Origin of the sequence: Micromonospora sp. WMMD964 (assembly GCF_029581455.1) — a bacterium.
Lineage (GTDB): Bacteria > Actinomycetota > Actinomycetes > Mycobacteriales > Micromonosporaceae > Micromonospora.
In genome coordinates this window covers 2,118,620-2,138,945 of record NZ_CP120860.1, presented here as the reverse complement: position 1 = coordinate 2,138,945, position 20,326 = coordinate 2,118,620, and the positions used below count along the sequence as shown (strand labels likewise).

Below are 20,326 nucleotides of genomic sequence, written 5' to 3'. Positions count from 1 at the left end.
CGCCGACCCGGACAAACAGGATGAATCAGTCGTCCATGCCCTTGCCGCGTCGACCGGACACCCGGGCGATCTCCCGGTCCGCGTCCCGCTTCGCGAGATCCTGACGCTTATCGTACGCCTTCTTGCCCTTGGCCAGGGCGATCTCGACCTTGGCCCAGCCGTCCGAGAAGTAGACCTGCAGCGGGACGATCGTCAGACCACCCTCGCGGGTCTTGCCGACCAGCTTGTCGATCTCACCCCGGTTGAGCAGCAGCTTGCGCGTACGCCGGGGCTCGTGGTTGGTCCAGGTGCCCTGGGTGTACTCCGGGATGTGCATGGCGTGCAGGTACAACTCGCCGTCGCGCTCCTGGGCGAAGGCGTCGACGAGCGACGCGCGCCCGGCCCGGAGCGACTTGACCTCGGTGCCGGTCAGCGCCATGCCCGCCTCGTAGGTGTCCAGGATCGCGTAGTCGTGGCGCGCCTTCTTGTTGGAGGCGACCACCTTGCGCCCTTTCTCCCGTGGCATCGGTGCCACCCCCTCTCCGGCGTCGGTGGCCGGGCTCACCCCGGCCGGACAACCGATCATGTTACAAGGACCCTCCCGCGCCGTTTATTTCCGGCTGCGGGAGGGTCCTTGAGGAGACCACGGGACGACCCGTACGGTGCCTAGACCCGCAGGTAGAAGCGCAGGGTGATCCAGGCGGTGCCCGCGCTGACCAGACCACCGACACCAGCCATCACCGGGAAGATGAACAGGATGTCACCCCAGGTGATCGGCGAGAGCAGACCCTGCAACGCGCTCAACGAGCCGTCGAAGAGCAGATACTTCGCCGCGATCAGGGCCACCAGACCGAGCAGCGAGCCGATCAGGCCGGCCACCACGGCCTCCAGCACGAACGGCGCCTGGATGAACCAGTTGGACGCGCCGACCAGCTTCATGACCGCGACCTCCCGCCGCTTGCTGTACGCGGCCACCTGAATGGTGTTCGCGACCAGCAGCAGGGCGGCGATCGCCATCACGATGGCGGCGGCCAGTGCGATGTTCTGGATCGACGTGAGGATGTTGAAGATCTTGTCGAGCAGCTTGCTCTGGTCGACGATCTCGTCGACGCCCCCGGTCTCCTTGTACTGGTCGTAGATGTTCTTGTACTGCTCCGGGTTGTTCAGCGTGATCCGGAAGGACTCCGGCAGCTGGTCCGGCTTGACCGCGTTCACCAGGTCCGGAGCGTCCTGGTACATCGTCTTGAAGCGCTCGTACGCCTGGGCCTTGTCGACGTAGATGACCTCCTTCACCAGGGGGTCACCGTCGAGCTTGGTCCGCAGATCGGTGCGCTCCTGCTCACTCACCTCCTGGTTGAGGAAGATCGCGACCTGGATGTTCTTGAAGTAGAGGTCCTTCATGTCGTCGACCTGGCGGTACATGAGACCGCTGGCGCCGAGCATGGTCAGCGAGACCGCCATCGTGATGATCATCGCGATGGACATGGTCACGTTGCGCCACAGTCCGACCAGTACCTCGGACAGGACGTATTTCACGCGCATCGGGATTTCCTCCGGGTCTCCGGCATGAGGTGTTCGTCGTCAGGCTGCGCAAGGGTGAAGCGTCGGCTCACCCGTAGACGCCGCGGGCCTGGTCACGCACGATGCGACCGCTCTCGATCTCGACGACGCGGCGGCGCATCTGGTTCACGATGTTGGAGTCGTGGGTGACCATCACGACGGTCGTGCCGGTGCGGTTGATCCGGTCCAGCAGGCGCATGATCTCGATCGAGGTGTCCGGGTCCAGGTTTCCCGTGGGCTCGTCCGCCAGCAGGATCAGCGGACGGTTCACGAACGCCCGGGCGACCGCGACCCGCTGCTGCTCACCACCGGAGAGCTCGTGCGGGTAACGGTGCTCCTTGCCACCGAGCCCGACCAGCTCCAACACCTCCGGCACGACCCGGCGGGCGACCGCCTTGGTCTTGCCGATCACCTCGAGGGCGAACGCCACGTTCTCGTAGGCGGTGCGGTTCGGCAGCAGCCGGAAGTCCTGGAAGACACAGCCGATGGAGCGCCGGAAGTGGGGTCGCTTCCAGGAACGCATCGACGTGACGTCCTTGCCGTTGACGACGACGCGCCCCTTGTTGGGGGCCACCTCGTGCAGCAGCATCTTGATGATCGTGGACTTGCCGGAGCCGGATGGACCGATGAAGAAGACGAACTCGCCCTTCTCGATCGAGACGGACACGTTGTCGAGCGAAGGCCGGGACGCCTTCGGGTACGTCTTCGTCACTTGCTCAAGCTGAATCACGGGTGGTGAGTCTACGCGGTGTAACAACTGAGCCAAGCCCCACGCCCCGCCGATCCGTCACGAGTCGCCGAATCAGGCTCCCACCTGGAGATCGATGACGCGCTGCGCCCACGCGCCGTTACGCACCGTCGTCAGCCAGTTGCCGCTGCTTGCGCCAGCGGATGCCCGCCTCGATGAAACCGTCCAACTCGCCGTCGAAGACCGCACTCGGATTGCCGGTCTCCTGCTCGGTTCGGAGATCCTTCACCATCTGATACGGGTGCAGGACGTAGGACCGCATCTGGTCGCCCCACGAGCCGGCCGCGTTCTCCTTGAGACCTTCGAGCTTGGCCTGCTCCTCCTGGCGCTTGCGCTCCAGCAGCCGGGCCTGCAACACCCGCAGCGCGGAAGCCTTGTTCTGCAGCTGGGACTTCTCGTTCTGGCAGGTCACCACGATGCCGGTCGGGATGTGGGTCAGCCGGACCGCCGAGTCGGTGGTGTTGACGCTCTGCCCGCCGGGGCCGGAGGAACGGTAGACGTCGACGCGTACCTCGTTCTCCGGGATGTCGATGTGGTCGGTCTGCTCGGTGACCGGCAGGACCTCGACGCCCGCGAAGCTGGTCTGCCGGCGGCCCTGGTTGTCGAACGGGCTGATCCGCACCAGGCGGTGGGTGCCCGACTCGACGCTGAGCGTGCCGAACGCGTACGGCACCTTCACCGCGAAGGTGGCCGACTTGAGGCCCGCCTCCTCGGCGTACGAGGTCTCGTAGACCTCGGTCGGGTAACCGTGCCGCTCCGCCCAGCGCAGGTACATCCGCAGCAGCATCTCGGCGAAGTCCGCGGCGTCCACGCCACCGGCACCCGCCCGGATGGCGACCAGTGCCTCCCGGGAGTCGTACTCGCCGGAGAGCAGGGTGCGGACCTCCATCTCCTGGATGGCCTTGGTCAACCCGGTGATCTCCGACTCGACCTCGGCCAGCACGCCGGGGTCGGACTCGGCCTCGGCCAACTCCAGCAGCACCTGGGCGTCGTCGAGGCTGGAACGGAGGCTGCCCAGCTTGCTGATCTCGCCGTTGACGTACGACAGCTGCGAGGTCACCTGCTGGGCCTTGGCCTGGTCGTCCCAGAGGTCGGGGGCGGAAGCCTCCTGCTCGAGGCGGGCCTTGTCCTCGTGGAGCCGGTCGATGTTGAGCACGGCCTCGATGTTGCGCAGGGTCGCGTCGAGTTCCTTGAGCTGTTCGGCGTAATCGGCAGCGGTCACGACAGACAAGCGTACTGCGCGGGCGACGAGTGAGCTTGCGAGGCCCGCAGTTCAGCGCAAACGTGGCGTGGCGACCCGGAAGGCACGGCCGGGTCCCGGCCGGCGAACCCGCCGGAGATCACCCGACCGGGGCGGACTTCAGCCAGGACAGGGCCGCCTTGTGGTAGGCGACGGCGAACTCCAGCGCGCTGGCGTCGTACGTCTCGCCGTCCCGTTTGGCGTTCTTGACCTGTTCCCGGACCTGGGCGAGGGCCTCGGTGTGGTATTCGTTGGCCGAGGCGTACAGGCCCTTCAGCTGGCTCGCCGAGTGCAGGTTGCCGAAGGCCATCCGCAGCGCGATCGGGTTGCGGATCGTGTCCCGCCCCGGGTTCTCCGCCAGCCAGCGGGAAAACGTCCGTTTCCCGCTGGCGGTGAGTGCGTACGGCTGGCTCATCCGCGGCCCCGGCTTACCGAGACGCACGAAACCCCGTTCGGCCAGCACCGGCAACTCGCGGTAGACCTGACTGCGGGTCATCGACCAGTACGGCGCCAGACGGCGCTCAGCGGCGGCCATCAACTGACCGCCTGTCATCGGGCCCTCGTGCAGGAGCCCGAGCAGGGCCGCCGCCGTGGGGTTGACTCCGGAATCCGCCATGCCCACTACGCTGCCACTTTGCGCACCCGGCGTCCAGGATTTGCCAGTTTGCCACCCGACAGGACTTCCTAAGTGCACTGTCGGCGGCAGACTGTCCGTTCAGGACTATCGATGGATTGCGGCGGATCGGCCGACCGCCGGCAGCGCCGCGCGCCGCCGGCGGTCGTCGCCGGTCAGCCCATGTGGGGGTACGTGTGGTCGGTCGGCGGCACGAAAGTCTCCTTGATCGTCCGCGGTGACAGCCACCGGACCAGGTTGAGCCAGGAGCCCGCCTTGTCGTTGGTGCCGCTCGCCCGGGCACCGCCGAAGGGCTGCTGGCCGACCACCGCGCCGGTCGGCTTGTCGTTGATGTAGAAGTTGCCGGCCGCGTACCGCATGCGCTCGGCGACCGCGTCGACCACCCGGCGGTCGGTGGCGAACACCGAGCCGGTCAACGCGTACGGGGCGATCGACTCGGCCTGCGCGACCACGTCGTCGAAGCGGGCGTCGTCGAACACGTGCACGCCCAGGATCGGCCCGAAGTACTCGGTGGTGAAGGTCTCGTGGGCGGCGTCGGAGCACTCGAACAGGGTCGGCCGGACGAAGTAGCCGACCGAGTCGTCCGCGGTGCCACCGGCCAGCACCCGGCAGGAGTCGTCACCGGCGATCAACTCCAACGCGGCGGTGTGCCTGGCGAACGCCTTGTCGTCGATCACCGCGCCGCCGAAGTTGCCGAAGTCGGCCACGTCCCCGTAGGTGAGCGAGTCGGTGGTGGCGGCCAGCCGGTCGCGCAGCCCACCCTCCCAGATCGAGCGTGGCACGTACGCCCGCGAGGCCGCCGAGCACTTCTGACCCTGGTACTCGTACGCGCCGCGGATCAGGGCGGTGTGCAGGGCGTCCACGTCAGCGCTGGTGTGCGCGACGACGAAGTCCTTGCCGCCGGTCTCGCCGACCAGACGCGGGTAGCCCCGGTACCGGGCGATGTTGTCGCCGACGGTCCGCCACAACTGCTGGAAGACCTTCGTCGACCCGGTGAAGTGGATGCCGGCCAGGTCCGGGTCGGCGAGCACGACGTCGGAGACCTCCTCGCCCCGCCCGGTGACCATGTTGATCACGCCGGGCGGCAGGCCGGCGGCCTCGAACAGCCGCATCGTGAAGTGCGCGGCGAACTGCTGGGTCGGGCCCGGCTTCCAGATCACCGTGTTGCCCAGCAGCGCGGGCGCCGACGGCAGGTTGCCCGCGATGGCGGTGAAGTTGAACGGGGTGACCGCGTAGACGAAGCCCTCCAGCGGGCGGTGGTCGAACCGGTTCCAGACGCCCGGCGAGGACGCCGGCTGCTCCTCGAGCAGACGGCGGGCGAAGTGCACGTTGAACCGCAGGAAGTCGATGAACTCACACGCCGAGTCGATCTCCGCCTGGATCGCGGTCTTCGACTGGCCGAGCATCGTGGCGGCGTTGAGGGTGTCGCGCCAGGGACCGGCCAGCAACTCGGCCGCACGCAGGAAGATCGCGGCGCGCTCCTCGAAGGGCAGCGCCCGCCACATCGGAGCGGCGTCCTTGGCCGCCTTGATCGCGGCGCGGGCGTCGTCGTGGGTCGCGTGACCCGTCACGCCCAGCACGTGCGCGTGCTTGTGCGGCTGGACGACGTCGATCGAGTCACCGGCGGCCATCCGCTGCTCACCACCGATGGTCATCGGCAGGTCGATGCGCTCGGCGGCGAGTTCGGTCAGCCGCCGCTGGAGCCGGTCCCGGTCGGGGCTGCCCGGCTCGTAGTTGCGAACCGGCTCGTTGCGCGGCTCGGGAACGGAGAACACGGCATCCATCAAGGCTCCTGGCGATCTCGACAGCAGTGGCGAAACCGGACCCGCGGGCACCGACCGGACGGCCGGACACCGGACGCCACCCGGGGGCCGAGCAGCGGCGGGACCTCCCGTGATTCTCCCATGGAGAGCTGCGCGCCCCACCTCCGCCATCACCTTCAGCCAAGGACCGGCCCACCCCTTCTCCCCTTACCGACCGGGCTCGATCCGGCAACTCGACCCCGGTGCCGGTCATCCGCCCTGCGCGTACCCCCTTCCGGTCCTCCCGGGGCGGCGGGCGGCCCAGCGGGCCCGCGTACCCTGAATGGTCGGTGACCTGCCGCCTCGAAGGGGAGACGATGACCAAGCAGCCCGGCCGCGTCCCGGCCGCGGAGTCGGACGACCCGGCGGCCGAAGCGGCCACCCCCACCAACCGACCGCTGCCCGCGCCCGGCGCGGCGGTCCTCGCGCTGCTGGCACTCGGGTGGTTGACCGCCATGCTCTGGTCCACCCGGGAGGCCATCACCTCGGCGGCGGCCGGGGTCACCGCGATCAGCCTCTCCGCGTTCGCGCTGCCCGGCGTGATCTCGGCCGCGCTGGTGGCCGGGGCCGCCGTCGCGCTGGCGGCGGGCAACCTGCTGGCCCGTCGGTACGGCGACTGGGCCACGCTGCGCTTCACCGGGGCGATCGGCGGCGGCATGCTGGTCGGTCTGGGTTCCGCGCTGGCGATCAACCTCACCTACTTCGACACCTCGACCACCAACGTGATCGCCGGCACCACCGCGGCCGCGGCGATCATCGGCGGTGCCGTGGCCGCCGCACGCACCGCCCCGGCGGTCGGCGCGGTGGTGACCGCCGCGCTGGGCACGCTCCTCTTCGTGGTCGCCTTCAGCCAGGCCCGGGACCCGCTGTTCGACCTCTTCGGGGCCGGAGACAGCCAACAGTCGGTGGTCGACGCCGCCAAGTGGGTGTCCCGCACCGAGTCGCTCGTCGCCGGGCTGCTCGCCGGGCTGCTCGCCTACGGCTACCTGACCTGGTCGCGACGGCGAGCCCTCCGCCACGACCCCGAGGCTCCGGCGCTGCGCTGGCCGGCGTACCTGCTCGCGGGCGCCGGGCCGGGGCTGTTCCTGCTGCTCGCCGAGGTGATCATCCGGGTCGGCGGCCGGTCGCTGCTCGACCTCGCCAGCGCGCTCAGCGAGGCGGACGCGGTCGCGCAGACCTCCCTGGGCACCTCACGGGTCGACAACGGCATCTGGGTGCTCTTCGTCGGGGCGCTGACCGCGCTCATCGCGTTCGGCCGCACGCTCGGCCCCGCACACAACGACGACGAACCGGCCGACAGCCCGGAGCCGGTCGCCTCGGAGGCCGCCGAGCCGGACCCGGCCGAGGTGTTCGACAGGCTCGACACCGACCCGGCCAAGGCCGACCCCTCCCGCTGACCCGCGGTTCACGTCCGGCTCGTGGCGGGTCGGGCTGAAACCGGCCTGGCGCCTGACCGGCGGGCCCCGCACCTCGCGGCGTCGCTTCAGCGCCTGACCGGCGGGCCCCGCACCTCGCCCGCTCGCGGCGGCGTCCGGCTCAGCCGGCTACGCGCAGCAGCAGGTCCAGCTCCGTCACGTCGTACCACTCCAGCTCGTGGTCCTCAGCGCCGTCGACGGCGAACTGCGCGTCGGGGTCGCCAGCGGCGGCCTCGGTCACCACGTCGGCCGCCGCGGTGACGTCCTCGACCGCCTCCGCCCCATCCACGTGGATGGCCGCGATGGCACCGACCTGCACCGCGTCGACCAACGTCACCGTGCTGGAACCCAGCTCACCGTCGCCCCGCCCGACCGCGCCCGCCGGCAGGTCGACCGAGACGACGACACGGCGGCGGGGAGCGCTCGGGTCGGCCCGGAGCAGGTGCAGTGCGTCCTGGGCGGCTCGGGTGAACGCGACGTACTCCAGCTCCTCCTCGTCGCCCTCGGCGTACCACTCGCGCAACGCCGGAGTCACGGCATGCGCCTCGTCGGCGGCCAGGCCCTCCGTGCGCAGCCGGGCCAACATCGGTACGGTCGCCGGCACGTACACCCGGACAAGCTCGTCGGTCACCGGTCGTCTCCCCGCATCGTCCACCGCCGGCGGCCGCCGGCACGGGCGCAGATCATGCCGCACGCCGTGACCGTCATACACCCCGCCTCCGGCCGGTGGAAGTTTCCGGCCGGTGTGTCTCGCGCGGTCCGGCCTGCCATCGGAGAAGCCGGGTGCTGGGCGGCACGGGCCGTCGGTGGCAAACTGAGCCAAACGACACCAACCCCGGGAGTTCCTGTGGAGCCGAGGTTCCTGCTGCTCTCCGACGTCGCCGCCGAGCTGAACGTGTCGGACTCGCAGGTCTACCACATGGTGCGCAGCGGCGAACTGCCCGCGATCAAGATCGGTGGACGCGGCCAGTGGCGCGTCGAACGCGCGCGCCTGGAGGACTACATCGCGCGCAAATACCACGAAACAGCGGAATGGGTACAGAGCAACCCCCTGGTCGACCGCGACCCGGAGTAAGTCAGGTTCCTCACCTGCGCCGCACCCCTTGATCCACTCCACATCGGCGAGGTTGGGGTGTCCGCGCCGCCGGGATACCGCGATGTCGGCGAAGTCGCGTGGATCAAGCCTTTCGGGGCCGGCCGACCCACCCTCAAGGCATTGACCGAAGCCGTTTCGTCGCCCAGAATTGGTTTCATCGTAGGCAAACGAAGGCAAACGCAAGATCAAGGAGGGGTGATGAGCGAGGCGCGACCCGGGCCTTCCCGACCACCAGTGCGGTTGCGCCCCGTCCCGCCCATCGATCCGCCCTACGCCGACGAGGTCGACGACTCGTACTGGCCGGCTCCCGTCCACGGCCAGCTCGCCCTCGACCTGTTCGCCTCGACCCGACCAGACCCGGTGCGACCACCCGAGCGCCGAGCCGCCCTCCGCCCAGTGCGCACTCGGTCCACCACGCACCCGGTCACATCGCTCCCCCCGGCGACCGCCCCGGAGTCCACCCGAGCCGCGCATCGGTTCGTCGGCACCTGCCTCGAAGTGATCAACGGCTACCGCTCGCCGGCACAGCTACGTGCCTTGCTCGACCCACCACGAGCGGGTGACCTACTGGCCGAGCTGGCCCGCGCCTCCACGCGAACCGGCGCACCTCGCCGCCGCGCCACCCGGCCGACGGTCCGACTGCTCCGGCTGCGCGTCTGCGAGCCTCGGGAAGCCGCCGTGGAGGCGGCTGCCGTCCTCACCGGCACAGCCGGCCAGAGCTGGGCGATGGCGCTCCGCCTGGAACATCGTCGGGGCCGCTGGCTCTGCACCGCCCTGCACGTCCTCTGACCGACCCACCCGAGCCAGCCCAGGCCGAGCGAAGCCGGACCGGACCAGGCCGGGCCAGGCCAGGCCGAAACCGGACCGGACCGAAGCCGGACCGGACCAGGCCGAAGCCGGACCAGGCCGGGCCAGGCCAGGCCGAAACCGGACCGGGTCAGGCCGAGCAAAGCCGAAGCCGGACCAGGCCATGTCAGACCACGCCAGCGCCAGCCGCGCCGGCAAGGGTTGATCGACTCGGGTTCTTGGAAGTCGGGCCATCAACCCGTCGATGACACCCCGACTTCCTTGAACACGAGACGATCATCGGGGAGGTGCGGGGAGGGGCGAGAGGGGTGAGAGGCCCGCGCAGACCGCGGACGACGGACGGCCGGAAACGACGAACGGGTCCCGGCCTTGTCGGCCGGGACCCGATTCGTCAGGTGCTGATGGTCAGTTGCCGCCGTTGGGGGCGCCGTGGCAGCGCTTGTACTTGCGACCCGAGCCACACGGGCACGGCGCGTTGCGGGACGGGCCGTTGCTCGCTTCCGCCTGGTTCGGTGCCGGACGACGGGAGCCCGCCGTCGGGAGCGCCGGGCCGCGAAGGCCGGATGCGGGCCGCTGCGGAGCGGACGGGGCGGTCTGCCCCGGTGCCGCCGGAGCGTTCGAGGCGGGTCGGCCCACGCCGAGCGCCGGAGCCTGCTGCTCGGCCTGTTCGACGGCGACCGCACCCGGGCTGGCCTCGCCATCGATGGTGGGAGCGGAGTATTGCAGGCCCTGCCGCCGCGGCGCCTGGTTGAGGCCCTTGGCCCGGATCTCCACCGGCTTGTCGAGCAGGGTGACCTCGTCGGCCCCCTCCTCCGGCTCCGGCTCGGTCACCTGGACGTCGATGTTGTAGAGGAAGCCGACCGTCTCCTCCTTGATGCCGTCCATCATGGTGGCGAACATGTCGAAGCCCTCGCGCTGGTATTCCACCACCGGGTCGCGCTGGGCGTACGCCCGGAGGTTGATGCCCTCCTGGAGGTAGTCCATCTCGTAGAGGTGCTCGCGCCACTTCCGGTCGATGACCTGGAGCAGCACCATCCGCTCCAGCTGGCGCACACCCTCGGTGCCGAGCTGCTCCTCGCGCCGGTCGTACGCGGCGTTCGCGTCGTCCTTGAGGCGGGCGACCAGGAAGTCGGCGTCCATGCCGGCACGCGAGCCGCCGGCCTCCTCCTCCAGCTCCTCGATCGTCACGCCGACCGGGTAGAGCTGCTTCAGGCTGGACCAGAGCTGCTCGAGATCCCAGTCCTCGCCGTAGCCCTCCGAGGTGGCGCCCCGCACGTACGCCTCGACGGTGTCGTCGATCATGTTGCGGACCTGGTCGGAGAGGTCTTCGCCGTTGAGCACCCGGAGCCGCTCGGCGTAGACGACCTGGCGCTGCTTGTTGAGCACCTCGTCGTACTTGAGGACGTTCTTGCGGATCTCGGCGTTCTGGCCCTCGATCTGGGCCTGGGCGCTCTTGATCTGCCGGGTGACCATCTTCGACTCGATGGGCACGTCCTCAGGGATGTTGAAGCGCTCCATCACCGCCTCGACCGCGCCGGCCCGGAAGCGTCGCATCAGCTCGTCCTGCAGGGACAGGTAGAAGCGGGACTCGCCCGGGTCACCCTGCCGGCCGGCACGACCGCGCAGCTGGTTGTCGATCCGGCGGGACTCGTGCCGTTCGGTGCCCAGCACGTACAGGCCACCGGCGGCGGCCACCTCTTCCGCCTCGGCGTCGCAGGCCTGCTTCCACGTGGGAAGGACCTCCTCCATCGCCTTGGCGTACTCCTCCTCGTTCTCCAACGGGTCGAGGCCGCGCTGGCGCAGCTCGTTCGCGGCGAGGAACTCGGCGTTGCCGCCGAGCAGGATGTCCGTGCCACGGCCGGCCATGTTGGTCGCCACGGTGACCGCGCCCTTGCGCCCGGCCTGGGCGACGATCTCGGCCTCCCGGGCGTGGAACTTGGCGTTCAGCACGTTGTGCGGGATGCCGCGCCGACGCAGCAACTGGGAGAGGATCTCCGAATTCTCCACCGAGACGGTGCCGACCAGCACCGGCTGACCCATCTGGTGCCGCTCGGCGATGTCCTCGATGACGGCGTTGAACTTGGCCTTCTCCGTCTTGTAGATGACGTCGGGCCGGTCCTCGCGGACCATCGGGCGGTGGGTCGGGATGGTCACGACGCCGACCTTGTAGACCTTGTTGAACTCGCCGGCCTCGGTCTGCGCCGTACCGGTCATGCCGGACAGCTTCTCGTAGAGGCGGAAGTAGTTCTGGAGGGTGATCGTGGCCAGGGTCTGGTTCTCCTGCTTGATCTCCACCCCCTCCTTGGCCTCGATCGCCTGGTGCATGCCCTCGTTGTAGCGGCGGCCGTGCAGGATGCGACCGGTGAACTCGTCGACGATCAGGACCTCACCGTCGTTGACGATGTAGTCCTTGTCGCGCTTGTAGAGCTCCTTGGCCTTGATGGCGTTGTTGAGGTAGCCGACCAGCGGGGTGTTGACCGACTCGTACAGGTTGTCGATGCCGAGCCGGTCCTCGACCTTGGCGACACCGCGCTCGGTCACCGCGATGGTGCGCTTGGAGTGGTCGACCTCGTAGTCGCCCTCGCCGTCGGTGCCGGGCTGGAGTCGGGCCACCACACCGGCGAACTCGCCGTACCAGCGGGCGGAGTGCTCGGCCGGGCCGGAGATGATCAGCGGGGTGCGGGCCTCGTCGATCAGGATGGAGTCGACCTCGTCGACCACCGCGAAGTTGTGCCCGCGCTGCACCAGCTCGTCCTTCGACCAGGCCATGTTGTCGCGCAGGTAGTCGAAGCCGAACTCGTTGTTGGTGCCGTACGTGATGTCGCACTCGTACGCGGCACGGTGCTCGGTGGCCGGGCGGTTGGGCAGCACCACGCCGACGGTCAGGCCGAGGAACTCGTGCACCCGGCCCATCCACGCGGCGTCGCGCTGGGCGAGGTAGTCGTTGACCGTGATGACGTGCACGCCCTTGCCGGACAGCGCGTTGAGGTAGACGGCCATGACCGAGGTCAGCGTCTTGCCCTCACCGGTCTTCATCTCGGCGATGTTGCCGAAGTGCAGCGCCGCGCCGCCCATCACCTGGACGTCGTACGGACGCTGGCCCAGCACCCGGGCGGATGCCTCGCGGGCCACCGCGAACGCCTCCGGCAGGAGGTCGTCGAGGGTCTCCCCGTCGGCGAGCCGTTCCCGGAACTGTTCGGTCATGCCGCCCAGTTCCTCGTCGCTGAGGTTGACGTAGTCGTCCTCGATCGAGTTGACGGCGGCGGCGATGGCCTTCAGCCGGCGCACCATGCGCCCCTCGCCTGCGCGAAGGACCTTTTCCAGAATCGACACGGATCAACGCTCCCCTAGACGGTCTCGAACCATCGTAGGCGCTCCATCGGCGTGATGGTCACTGGTAGCGGCGGTCCATCGCGCCGAACCAGACATAACTCGCGTAGCGGGTACGCCGGGGACGTTATCCGGTTACGCCGTCGGCGAACGGTGCGGCACGATGCACGGGTGGAGCCTGCGGAGATCATCGAGGACGGCGTACTGCTGCGGCCCTGGCGGGAGGCGGACGCCGAGGCCGTGCACCGAGCCTGCCAGGACCCGGACATCCAGCGCTGGACCACGGTGCCGCGCCCGTACCGTCCGGAACACGCACACGGATTCGTCACCGAGATGAGCCGGAAGGCCTGGGCCGAGGGCACCGGGGCGCCGTTCGCGGTCTGCGACCCGAGCACCGGCGAGGTGTGGGGTTCCGCCGGGCTGATCTCGATCGACGGGAACGGCACCGGTGAGGTCGGCTACTGGACGGCGCCCTGGGCGCGCGGTCGGGGCGTGATGACCCGGGCCACCCGGGCCGTCGCCCGCTGGTCCTTCGACACCCTCGGGCTTCGTCGGCTCATCTGGCAGGCCGAGGTGGGCAACCACGCCTCCCGGCTGGTGGCCCTGCGGGCCGGTTTCCGGGTCGACGGCCGGTTGCGGCTGGCCGATCCGGCGCCGCACGGCGCCGCGGACGGCTGGATCGGCTCCCTGCTGCCCGGCGAGGTGCCCGCCCTCGGGTCGACCGGTCCGGCCGGACCAGGCACCCTCGTCGCCCGGCGGGCCGCCGTCTTCGGCCGCCCGCAGCCCGTCCTGTTCGCCACGGCCGCGACCGGCGAGCTGCGGCTGCGGCCCATGGAGGAGCAGGACCTGGACGCCGTGGTGCGGACCTGCCAGGACCCGGAGAGCATCCGCTGGACGACGGTGCCGGACCCGTACGACCGCACCGACGCGCAGGGCTACCTGGCCTACGGCCGGGACGCCTGGGCTCGGGGGGACGCCGCCTGCTTCGTGATCGCCGACCCCGACGACAGGTACGTGGGCACCATCGACCTTCGACTCTCCCCCGGCGACCCGCTGCTGGCGGACGTGGGGTTCATGACCGCCCCGGAGGCCCGTGGCCGGGGATACCTGCCGGCCGCGCTGGTCGCCCTCAGCGCCTGGGGCTTCAGCACGGTGGGCCTGGCCCGCATCGAGTGGCGGGCGAACGTCGGCAACACCTCCTCCCGCCGGGCGGCGGAGAAGGCGGGCTTCACCGTCGAGGGGACCGCCCGGGCCGGGGTGCAGCACCGGGGCGAGCGCGTCGACGTGTGGGTGGGCGCGCTACTCGCCAAGGACCTGACATGAGCTTCGAACAGGTCGTCGAGGCGTACGGGGTGCGGCTGCGGCCGTTCCGCACCGAGGACATCCCCGATGTGGTCGACGGCTGCGCCGACCCGGTCAGTCAACGGTTCGTGTCGAGCCTGCCTGCGCCGTACACCGAGGTCGACGCCCGCTGGTGGATCGACGCGGGCGCCCCGGCGGCCTGGACCGGCGGCGGCGCGGCGTACGCCGTCGCGGACCCGGCGACCGACCGGCTGCTCGGCACCGTGGGCCTGTCCAACCCGGTGCCCGCGCGGGGGCAGGCCGAGATCGGCTACTGGTTGCGACCCGCGGCGCGCGGACGAGGCGTGGCCACGGCGGCGACGCGTGCGCTCGGCGAGCACGCGTTCGCCTCGGGGACGGCTCGACTGGAGCTGCTGACCCACCCGGAGAACACGCCCAGCCAGCGGGTCGCGCTGGCCGCCGGTTTCCGCTACGAGGGTTCCCGCCGGTCGGCCGCCGTCGCCCGCGACGGCAGTCGGCACGACCTGCTGGCCTGGGTACGCCTCGCCGACGATCCGCCCGGCCCGGCCGCCCGACTGCTGCCCGACCTGCCCGACGGGGTGCTCACCGATCAGGTGGTGGCGTTGCGGCGACTCGCGCCGGACGACGCGGAGCTGATGCACCGGTTGCACACTCGACCCGAGGTGGTGGCGAACCAGGCGCCGCCCGTGCCGCCGACGCGGGAGGCGATCGAGCGGCGCTGCCGTCTCGCGGAGAGCGGATGGCTGACCGGCGAGATCGCCCGACTGCTGATCACCGACGTGTCCAGCGGGGAGCCGGTGGGCAGTTGCGGGCTGTCGTACACCGATGTGGCCGGTGGCGAGGCGTCGGTGGGCTACGCCCTGCTGCCCGACTGGCGCGGCCGGGGGTACGCGACGCGGGCCGTCCGACTGCTCGCGGCCTGGGCGTTCGGCGTGGTCGGAATCGCTCGGCTGGGCGCCGGCACGGTGCCGGACAACATCGCGTCGCACCGGGTGCTGGAGCGGGTCGGGTTCCACCGTGAGGGCCTACAGCGTGGCCGCCTGCCGGGCCTCGACGGCACCCGTCTGGACGATCTGACGTTCGCGCTGCTCCCCGGCGATCTGCGCTGAGACCGGACCAGGGAGTTGTGGCGGGACGTCCCGCCACAACTCCCTGATCGACGCGGTCAGGTGGCCAGGGAGATGATGCCGTAGTCGTAGGCGTGACGCCGGTAGACGACGCTGGGGCGGCCGGACTCCTTGTCCTGGAACAGGTAGAAGTCGTGGCCGACGAGTTCCATTTCGAAGAGCGCGTCGTCGATCGTCATCGGCTCCGCCGGGTGCACCTTCTCCCGGGCGATGTGCCAGGGCTGCTTGTCGTCGTACTCCTCTTCGACCCGCTCCGCGACGGCGGTGCCGGCGCGGGCGCCGTCGGCCGGGGCGCTCAGCGCGGGGGCCACCAGGTCCGCGACGGGCAGGCCCGCGGTGGCCTCAGCGACGGAGATCGGCGCGTGCCGCCCCCGGTGTACGCGGCGACGGTCGGCCGCGCGGCGCAGCCGGGTGTCGAGCTTGGCGATGGCGGCGTCGAGCGCGCTGTAGAAGTCGTTCGTGCAGGCCTCGGCCCGAATCACCGGGCCCCGGGAAATGCAGGTGATCTCCACCCGCTGGCAGTGGTCGGCCTGGCGCGGATTGCGCTCGTGAAACAGCTCGACATCGACACGAATGAGTTTGTGGTCGTAGCGTTCGATCTTTGCGAGTTTCTCGGCTACGTGCACCCGGTAATGGTCCGGTACTTCGACGTTTCGGCCCTTGACCACGATGTCCACGTGACCTCCCTTGTTCGGACGGTCTTCGATCCGGTTGACCCGGTCGCGCGCCGTGGGGAGACCCGCTGGCGTCGACCGGTTGGTACGGCTACGCCTCCTCTCACCGCCAGGGGCGGGTGGAACGACCTCCTACCCCCGACAGCGAAACGCTAACTCCTGTTCGCTCGACAGTCACCCCATGTCGCCGAGACCGCCCAGGATTTTTCGCAGCTCGTACACCAATGGGTGAAACGGAAACACGATCGGTTACGAGTGGTGTCTTTTCTCGGTCGCCGCGAGCACCGCGGCGACACTCGGTGCCCAGCCGGTGGCGGTCAGCACCCGGGCTGCGGCGGCCAGGGTGACGCCGGTCGTGACGATGTCGTCGAGCAGCACCACGACGGGTGCCCCGCCACCCCGGCCCGGCGTGGTGGGGCGGGGCCGGAACGCCGCCTCGGCCGCCGCCGCCCGCCCCGCGCTGTCCAGGGTGACCGAGTCGGGCCGGGGCAGCGCCCGCAGCGGACGGTGCACCCGCACCACCCAACCGCTGCGGGCGAGGCGGGCCGCGCAGTGCCGGGCCAGCCGGTCCAGGTGGTCCCCGTACCGGGAGCGGGCCGCTGCCGCCGTGTCCGGGACCGGGACCAGCGCCAACGGACGGGCCCCGCCGACCGCCGCCGCGACGACCTCCGCGAGTAGTGCGCCGAGCGGACGGGCCAACCCGTGCCGACCGTGGTCCTTGTACGCCAGCAGAGCCTCACGCAGCGGGCCGGCGTACGGGCCGAGCGCGACGCAGGGCGGCAGGCCCGACGGGGCGGGTGTGGGCCGGACCGACAGGGGACGCAACGCCTCCAGCGCCGCGACGCAGGCCGGGCAGACCCCGTGCCGCAGGCCGGGCCGGCGCTCCCGACAACCCGCGCAGGTGGTGGGCAGAACCAGGTCGGCGAGGTCCGCCCAGAGCCCGCTCACCGTGTCAGTAGAGGAAGAAGGGCGCCGACGGGTTGCTCGGGCGTACGCCGGCCGGCACCGGTGCGATGTCCCGCACGCGTTCGGGCTCGATCCGCTCGAACGGGCTGCTGCGGTAGGCCACCCCGTTGGCCTCGTACATGTAGGCCCCGCTGGGTGATCGCACGGTGCGGTTCGTCGGGTACGCCGTCAGGTGGTTGACCTTGGCTCCGACGTCGGTCCGCAGCGGTGTCTCCAGGGCGCCGTCGACGCTGATCTCGTAGATCGCCTGCTGGCCCGCCGTCCCCGCCACCACCAGCCGGTCCTCCCGGCCCCAGTCGACAGCCGTGAGGCCGGTCTGCGAGGTGGCCAGTTGCCGGGGCGGCCCGATCGAGACCCCGCCGCCGTCGAGGTTCACCGCGGCGACGTAGAGCCGGCCTCCCGCGATCAGCGCCACCCGCTGACCGTCGAGCGCTGCGGCCACCGCCGTGACGTTGCCGGAGGGCAGGTTGAGCGGCACCTGGTACATGCCGGCCGCCTCGTCGAAGCGGTAGAGCTGCCCGTCGGCGACCACCAGGCCGCGAGCGGCCCGGGTGTCGGCGGTACGCAGCCAGACCGGGCGACTCATCGAGGAGTACTCCGTCTCGCTGCGGCTCACGCCGGTGACCGGCGCGGCGCCCGTGCCGACCGACAGACGGTACCGGCCGTTGCTGCTGCCCGTGGTGATCATCGCGGCGAGGATCCGCCGGTCCCTGGCCACAGCGAGGTCGGCGGAGACGATGTTGCGGTTGACCTCGGGCGTCAGCGGCACCGCCCCGCTGAGCTCGCCCTCGAAGTCGAGCGGGTGGATCGCACCCTCGTACACGCCGTACCGCCGCGGGCTGTCGGCGTTCGGGTAGAGCTGCTGGGCGCTTCGTCGCTCGCTCAGATCCTGCACGGGTTGCGAGTTGTTACGGATCTTCAACTCCAGCTTGCCGGTCAGGTCACCGAGCGACCAGGCGAGTTGGGTGATCAGCTGGTCGATCCCGTTCCGGTCGTCACCGGACATGTCGAGGTTGACCTCCCACCGGCTGTCCGCGCCGGTGGCGTTGTTGATCAACTCGGTGCGGTCGGGCAGCCCGACGACCCCCGGCCGCAACCAGTCGGACGGGCCGCCGACCAGCCACTTCACCACCTCGTTGACCCGGCGTTCGCTGGGCACCGCCAACGGCCGGTAGCGCTGGTCCGGCACCAGGCGGCTGCGGTCGGAACTCCAGAAGTAGATCGTCTCGTCCTGGTAGTACTGCTTGAGGGCGACGTCGCTGAGCAGCAGCACGTTCGGCGGGTCGAGGACGTAGAGGCCGGCACGGTCGTCGTTGGCACCACCGTCGAATGCCGCGCTGCGGAGTCGGAACTCGTACTCCGACTCGGTCGCGACGGGTGGGGCCAGGACCCCGTTGGCCCGCAGCACGCCGATCTGCTGCACGGTGATCTTCACGGTGGTGGTGGAGTCGCTGTTCAGGGTGTAGACCGCCTCGCGCAGCCGGACCACGTTCAGCGCGACCTCGCTGCCCTTCTTGTCCTGCAGGCGAGATTTGGACTCCGGGGCGACGTACGCCTTGACCCGCTCGTAGGCCCGGTCCGGCTCGCCCGCGGCGGCGGACAGGAAGTTGCGCACGAACATCTCGTTGTCGCTGCCGCTGGACGTCCGCTTCGGCGGCTCGCCGCTGCGCAGGTCGACCACGCCGGCCCCCGTCGCCGCCCCACCCTTGCCGTCCACCCGCACGTCGGAGCCGGCCGGGATGCCGCAACCGGCACCCAGCATCACCACCACACCGAGCGCCCCGAAGAGGGACTGCCGTCTCATGAGCGCACCTCCGCCCGCTGCTCGTCCCCGGCCGGAGCCGGACCACCCGCCGACGCTCCACCGCCGCCGGGGCCGCCGCTGCCAGGGCCGCCGCTGCCGGGGCCGATCGCCAAGGCGCCGCCGGTGCCCGGGCCGATGGCCAGCGGGCCGCCGTCGCGCGGGCCACCGAAGGGCAGCGCGGCGTCGGCCGGGACCAGTCGCAGCGGTGAGGTGGTCAGCCGGTCGCCGGCGCGGGCCGGCAGCGTGAGCCGGAACTGTGCGCCCTGCCCGGGAGCACCCCACGCCTCCAGCCAACCGCCGTGCAACCGGGCGTCCTCCAGGCTGATCGACAGGCCCAGCCCGGTGCCACCGGTCTGCCGGGCCCGGGACGGGTCCGCCCGCCAGAACCGGTTGAACACCAACTTCTCCTCGCCCACCTTGAGCCCCACCCCATGGTCGCGGACGGTGATCGCCACGGCGGTCTCGTCGACGCCGAGGGTGATCAGCACCGGGCGGGCCTCGCCGTGCTCGACCGCGTTGCCGACCAGGTTGCGTAGGACCCGCTCGACCCGGCGCGGGTCCACCTCGGCGATCACCGGTGCGCTCGGCAGGTCGAGCTCGATCGGGACCCCCACCCGCTCGGCCAGCCCGGCCAGCCGGTCGACCACCCGGTGCACCACCGGCACCAGGTCGGTCGGCTCGGAATCCAGCATGGCGAAGCCCGCGTCGAACCGACTGATCTCCAGCAGGTCGGTGAGCAGCTCCTCGAACCGGTCCAACTCGGCCTGGAGCAGCTCGGCGCTGCGGGCCACCGCCGGGTCGAACTCGTCGCGCTCGGCGAAGATCAGGTCAGCGGCCATCCGGACGGTGGTCAGCGGCGTACGCAGCTCGTGCGAGACGTCGGAGGTGAAGCGGCGCTGCAACCGGGACATCTCCTCCAGGCGCAGGATCTGCCGTTGCAGGTTGGTGGCCATCTGGTTGAACGAGGCGGCGAGCAGGGCGAGGTCGTCCTCGCCGTTGACCACCATCCGCTGGTCGAGCAGACCGGCGGAGAGCCGCTGGGCGGTCCGCGCGGCGACCCGGACGGGGTTGACCACCAGACGGGTGACCAGCGCCGCGAGCAGCCCGAGCAGGATCACCAGGGCGACCCCGGTGGCCACCACCGTGGCTCGGGCGTCGGCGGCGGTGACGTCCTCGCGGGTCAACGGAACCAGGTAGTAGATCTCGATCTGACCGAAGCGGGTGGGCACCGGTGAGCCGTAGACCAGGTATTTGGTCGGCTCGCCGGTGAGCCGCCCGGTGCGGATCTGGCTGGCCACCTTGCCGTCGGCGATGGCCGCGCGCAGCTCCGGGCTGATCAGCGGTCGGACGTTCGCGGCGGGCGCGGTGCGCGTCTGGATCTGGTCGGGATAGCCGTTGGCCGTGATCGCCACCACCACGCCGCTGGTCTGCTGCGGGTCGCCACCGGCGAGGTAGTTGACGGTGTCGTCGATCGTCTCCTGGAGCTGCGCCTCCTGCGGCTGGCCGTAGAGCGAGACCTGCTTGGTGGCGTAGCTGGCGCCGCTGGTCACCCGTTGCCGGACGTCACTGCGGGCGTTGTCCAACAGGATGGTGGTGATCTTGTCAGCGATCAGGAACGCGAAACCGCCGACCAGCAGACTGGACGCGACGAGCGTGATGGTCACGACCCGGACCTGGAGCGATCGACGCCAGGTCTGGTGCACCCGGGCCACGACCCGGGCGACCCGGCCGCTCACGGCACGCCAGACCTCCCCGCCGACGCTGAGCCGGCGGGCTGACGTGCTCGGGGAGGGTGTGGGCGGCGAGGTCGACACAGTGCGA

At 70.6% G+C, this 20,326-nt stretch carries 17 protein-coding genes; 5 read left to right on the top strand and 12 right to left on the bottom strand.

Going from position 1 to position 20,326, the window contains the following annotated elements:
- Window positions 1-25 precede the first annotated feature (25 nt).
- The 6 genes from smpB to pruA form a co-directional block, all read right to left on the bottom strand.
- Window positions 26-505, bottom strand: a complete 480-nt coding sequence (smpB, locus tag O7616_RS10055) for an SsrA-binding protein SmpB (RefSeq protein WP_145786434.1) — start codon at window positions 503-505, stop codon at window positions 26-28.
- Between the two features lie 140 nt (window positions 506-645).
- A complete protein-coding gene (gene ftsX / locus O7616_RS10050) occupies window positions 646-1,521 on the bottom strand; it encodes a permease-like cell division protein FtsX (protein WP_282262397.1) in 876 nt (291 codons plus the stop codon).
- Window positions 1,522-1,588: 67 nt separating this feature from the next.
- Window positions 1,589-2,269, bottom strand: coding sequence for a cell division ATP-binding protein FtsE (gene ftsE, locus O7616_RS10045; RefSeq protein ID WP_030331491.1), 681 nt, complete (start codon window positions 2,267-2,269; stop codon window positions 1,589-1,591).
- A gap of 118 nt (window positions 2,270-2,387) precedes the next feature.
- A complete protein-coding gene (prfB, locus tag O7616_RS10040) occupies window positions 2,388-3,509 on the bottom strand; it encodes a peptide chain release factor 2 (protein WP_282262398.1) in 1,122 nt (373 codons plus the stop codon).
- A 118-nt stretch (window positions 3,510-3,627) separates the two neighbouring features.
- On the bottom strand, window positions 3,628-4,143 hold the full coding sequence (locus O7616_RS10035) for a PadR family transcriptional regulator (protein WP_030490856.1): 516 nt from the start codon (window positions 4,141-4,143) through the stop codon (window positions 3,628-3,630).
- Window positions 4,144-4,316: 173 nt separating this feature from the next.
- The gene (pruA, locus tag O7616_RS10030) at window positions 4,317-5,945 is read right to left on the bottom strand and encodes an L-glutamate gamma-semialdehyde dehydrogenase (protein ID WP_282306538.1); all 1,629 of its coding nucleotides are present in this window, start codon (window positions 5,943-5,945) and stop codon (window positions 4,317-4,319) included.
- A 335-nt stretch (window positions 5,946-6,280) separates the two neighbouring features.
- Here pruA and O7616_RS10025 point away from each other — a divergent pair, with 335 nt between their 5' ends.
- Window positions 6,281-7,360, top strand: a complete 1,080-nt coding sequence (locus O7616_RS10025; protein WP_282306537.1) for a hypothetical protein — start codon at window positions 6,281-6,283, stop codon at window positions 7,358-7,360.
- Window positions 7,361-7,499: 139 nt separating this feature from the next.
- Here O7616_RS10025 and O7616_RS10020 read toward each other — a convergent pair whose 3' ends face one another.
- Window positions 7,500-8,009: a hypothetical protein gene (locus O7616_RS10020; protein ID WP_282306536.1), complete on the bottom strand. Its 510-nt coding sequence runs from the start codon at window positions 8,007-8,009 to the stop codon at window positions 7,500-7,502.
- Window positions 8,010-8,225: 216 nt separating this feature from the next.
- Between O7616_RS10020 and O7616_RS10015 the strand changes: the two genes are divergently transcribed.
- Together O7616_RS10015 and O7616_RS10010 are read left to right on the top strand one after the other, a co-directional pair.
- Window positions 8,226-8,453: a helix-turn-helix domain-containing protein gene (locus tag O7616_RS10015; protein WP_282262403.1), complete on the top strand. Its 228-nt coding sequence runs from the start codon at window positions 8,226-8,228 to the stop codon at window positions 8,451-8,453.
- Between the two features lie 219 nt (window positions 8,454-8,672).
- Window positions 8,673-9,263, top strand: coding sequence for an Rv3235 family protein (locus O7616_RS10010; RefSeq protein WP_282306535.1), 591 nt, complete (start codon window positions 8,673-8,675; stop codon window positions 9,261-9,263).
- 423 nt (window positions 9,264-9,686) lie between these two features.
- On the opposite strand, the gene secA is transcribed toward O7616_RS10010, so the two are convergent.
- Window positions 9,687-12,614, bottom strand: a complete 2,928-nt coding sequence (gene secA, locus O7616_RS10005) for a preprotein translocase subunit SecA (protein ID WP_282306534.1) — start codon at window positions 12,612-12,614, stop codon at window positions 9,687-9,689.
- Window positions 12,615-12,782: 168 nt separating this feature from the next.
- Here secA and O7616_RS10000 point away from each other — a divergent pair, with 168 nt between their 5' ends.
- Both O7616_RS10000 and O7616_RS09995 read left to right on the top strand, forming a co-directional pair.
- Window positions 12,783-13,934, top strand: coding sequence for a GNAT family N-acetyltransferase (locus tag O7616_RS10000; protein ID WP_282306533.1), 1,152 nt, complete (start codon window positions 12,783-12,785; stop codon window positions 13,932-13,934).
- A complete protein-coding gene (locus O7616_RS09995) occupies window positions 13,931-15,043 on the top strand; it encodes a GNAT family N-acetyltransferase (RefSeq protein ID WP_282306532.1) in 1,113 nt (370 codons plus the stop codon). The genes O7616_RS10000 and O7616_RS09995 overlap by 4 nt, the downstream gene beginning before the upstream one ends.
- Before the next feature lie 56 nt (window positions 15,044-15,099).
- On the opposite strand, the gene raiA is transcribed toward O7616_RS09995, so the two are convergent.
- The 4 genes from raiA to mtrB form a co-directional block, all read right to left on the bottom strand.
- Complete coding sequence (raiA, locus tag O7616_RS09990) at window positions 15,100-15,738, bottom strand: ribosome-associated translation inhibitor RaiA (protein WP_282306531.1); 639 nt, start codon at window positions 15,736-15,738, stop codon at window positions 15,100-15,102.
- 246 nt (window positions 15,739-15,984) lie between these two features.
- Entirely contained in the window at window positions 15,985-16,683 is a 699-nt protein-coding gene (locus tag O7616_RS09985; RefSeq protein WP_282306530.1) for a ComF family protein, read from the bottom strand.
- 4 nt (window positions 16,684-16,687) lie between these two features.
- On the bottom strand, window positions 16,688-18,505 hold the full coding sequence (locus O7616_RS09980; RefSeq protein ID WP_282306529.1) for an LpqB family beta-propeller domain-containing protein: 1,818 nt from the start codon (window positions 18,503-18,505) through the stop codon (window positions 16,688-16,690).
- The gene (gene mtrB, locus O7616_RS09975) at window positions 18,502-20,319 is read right to left on the bottom strand and encodes an MtrAB system histidine kinase MtrB (RefSeq protein WP_282306528.1); all 1,818 of its coding nucleotides are present in this window, start codon (window positions 20,317-20,319) and stop codon (window positions 18,502-18,504) included. Before mtrB ends, O7616_RS09980 begins: the two co-directional genes overlap by 4 nt.
- Window positions 20,320-20,326: the final 7 nt, after the last annotated feature.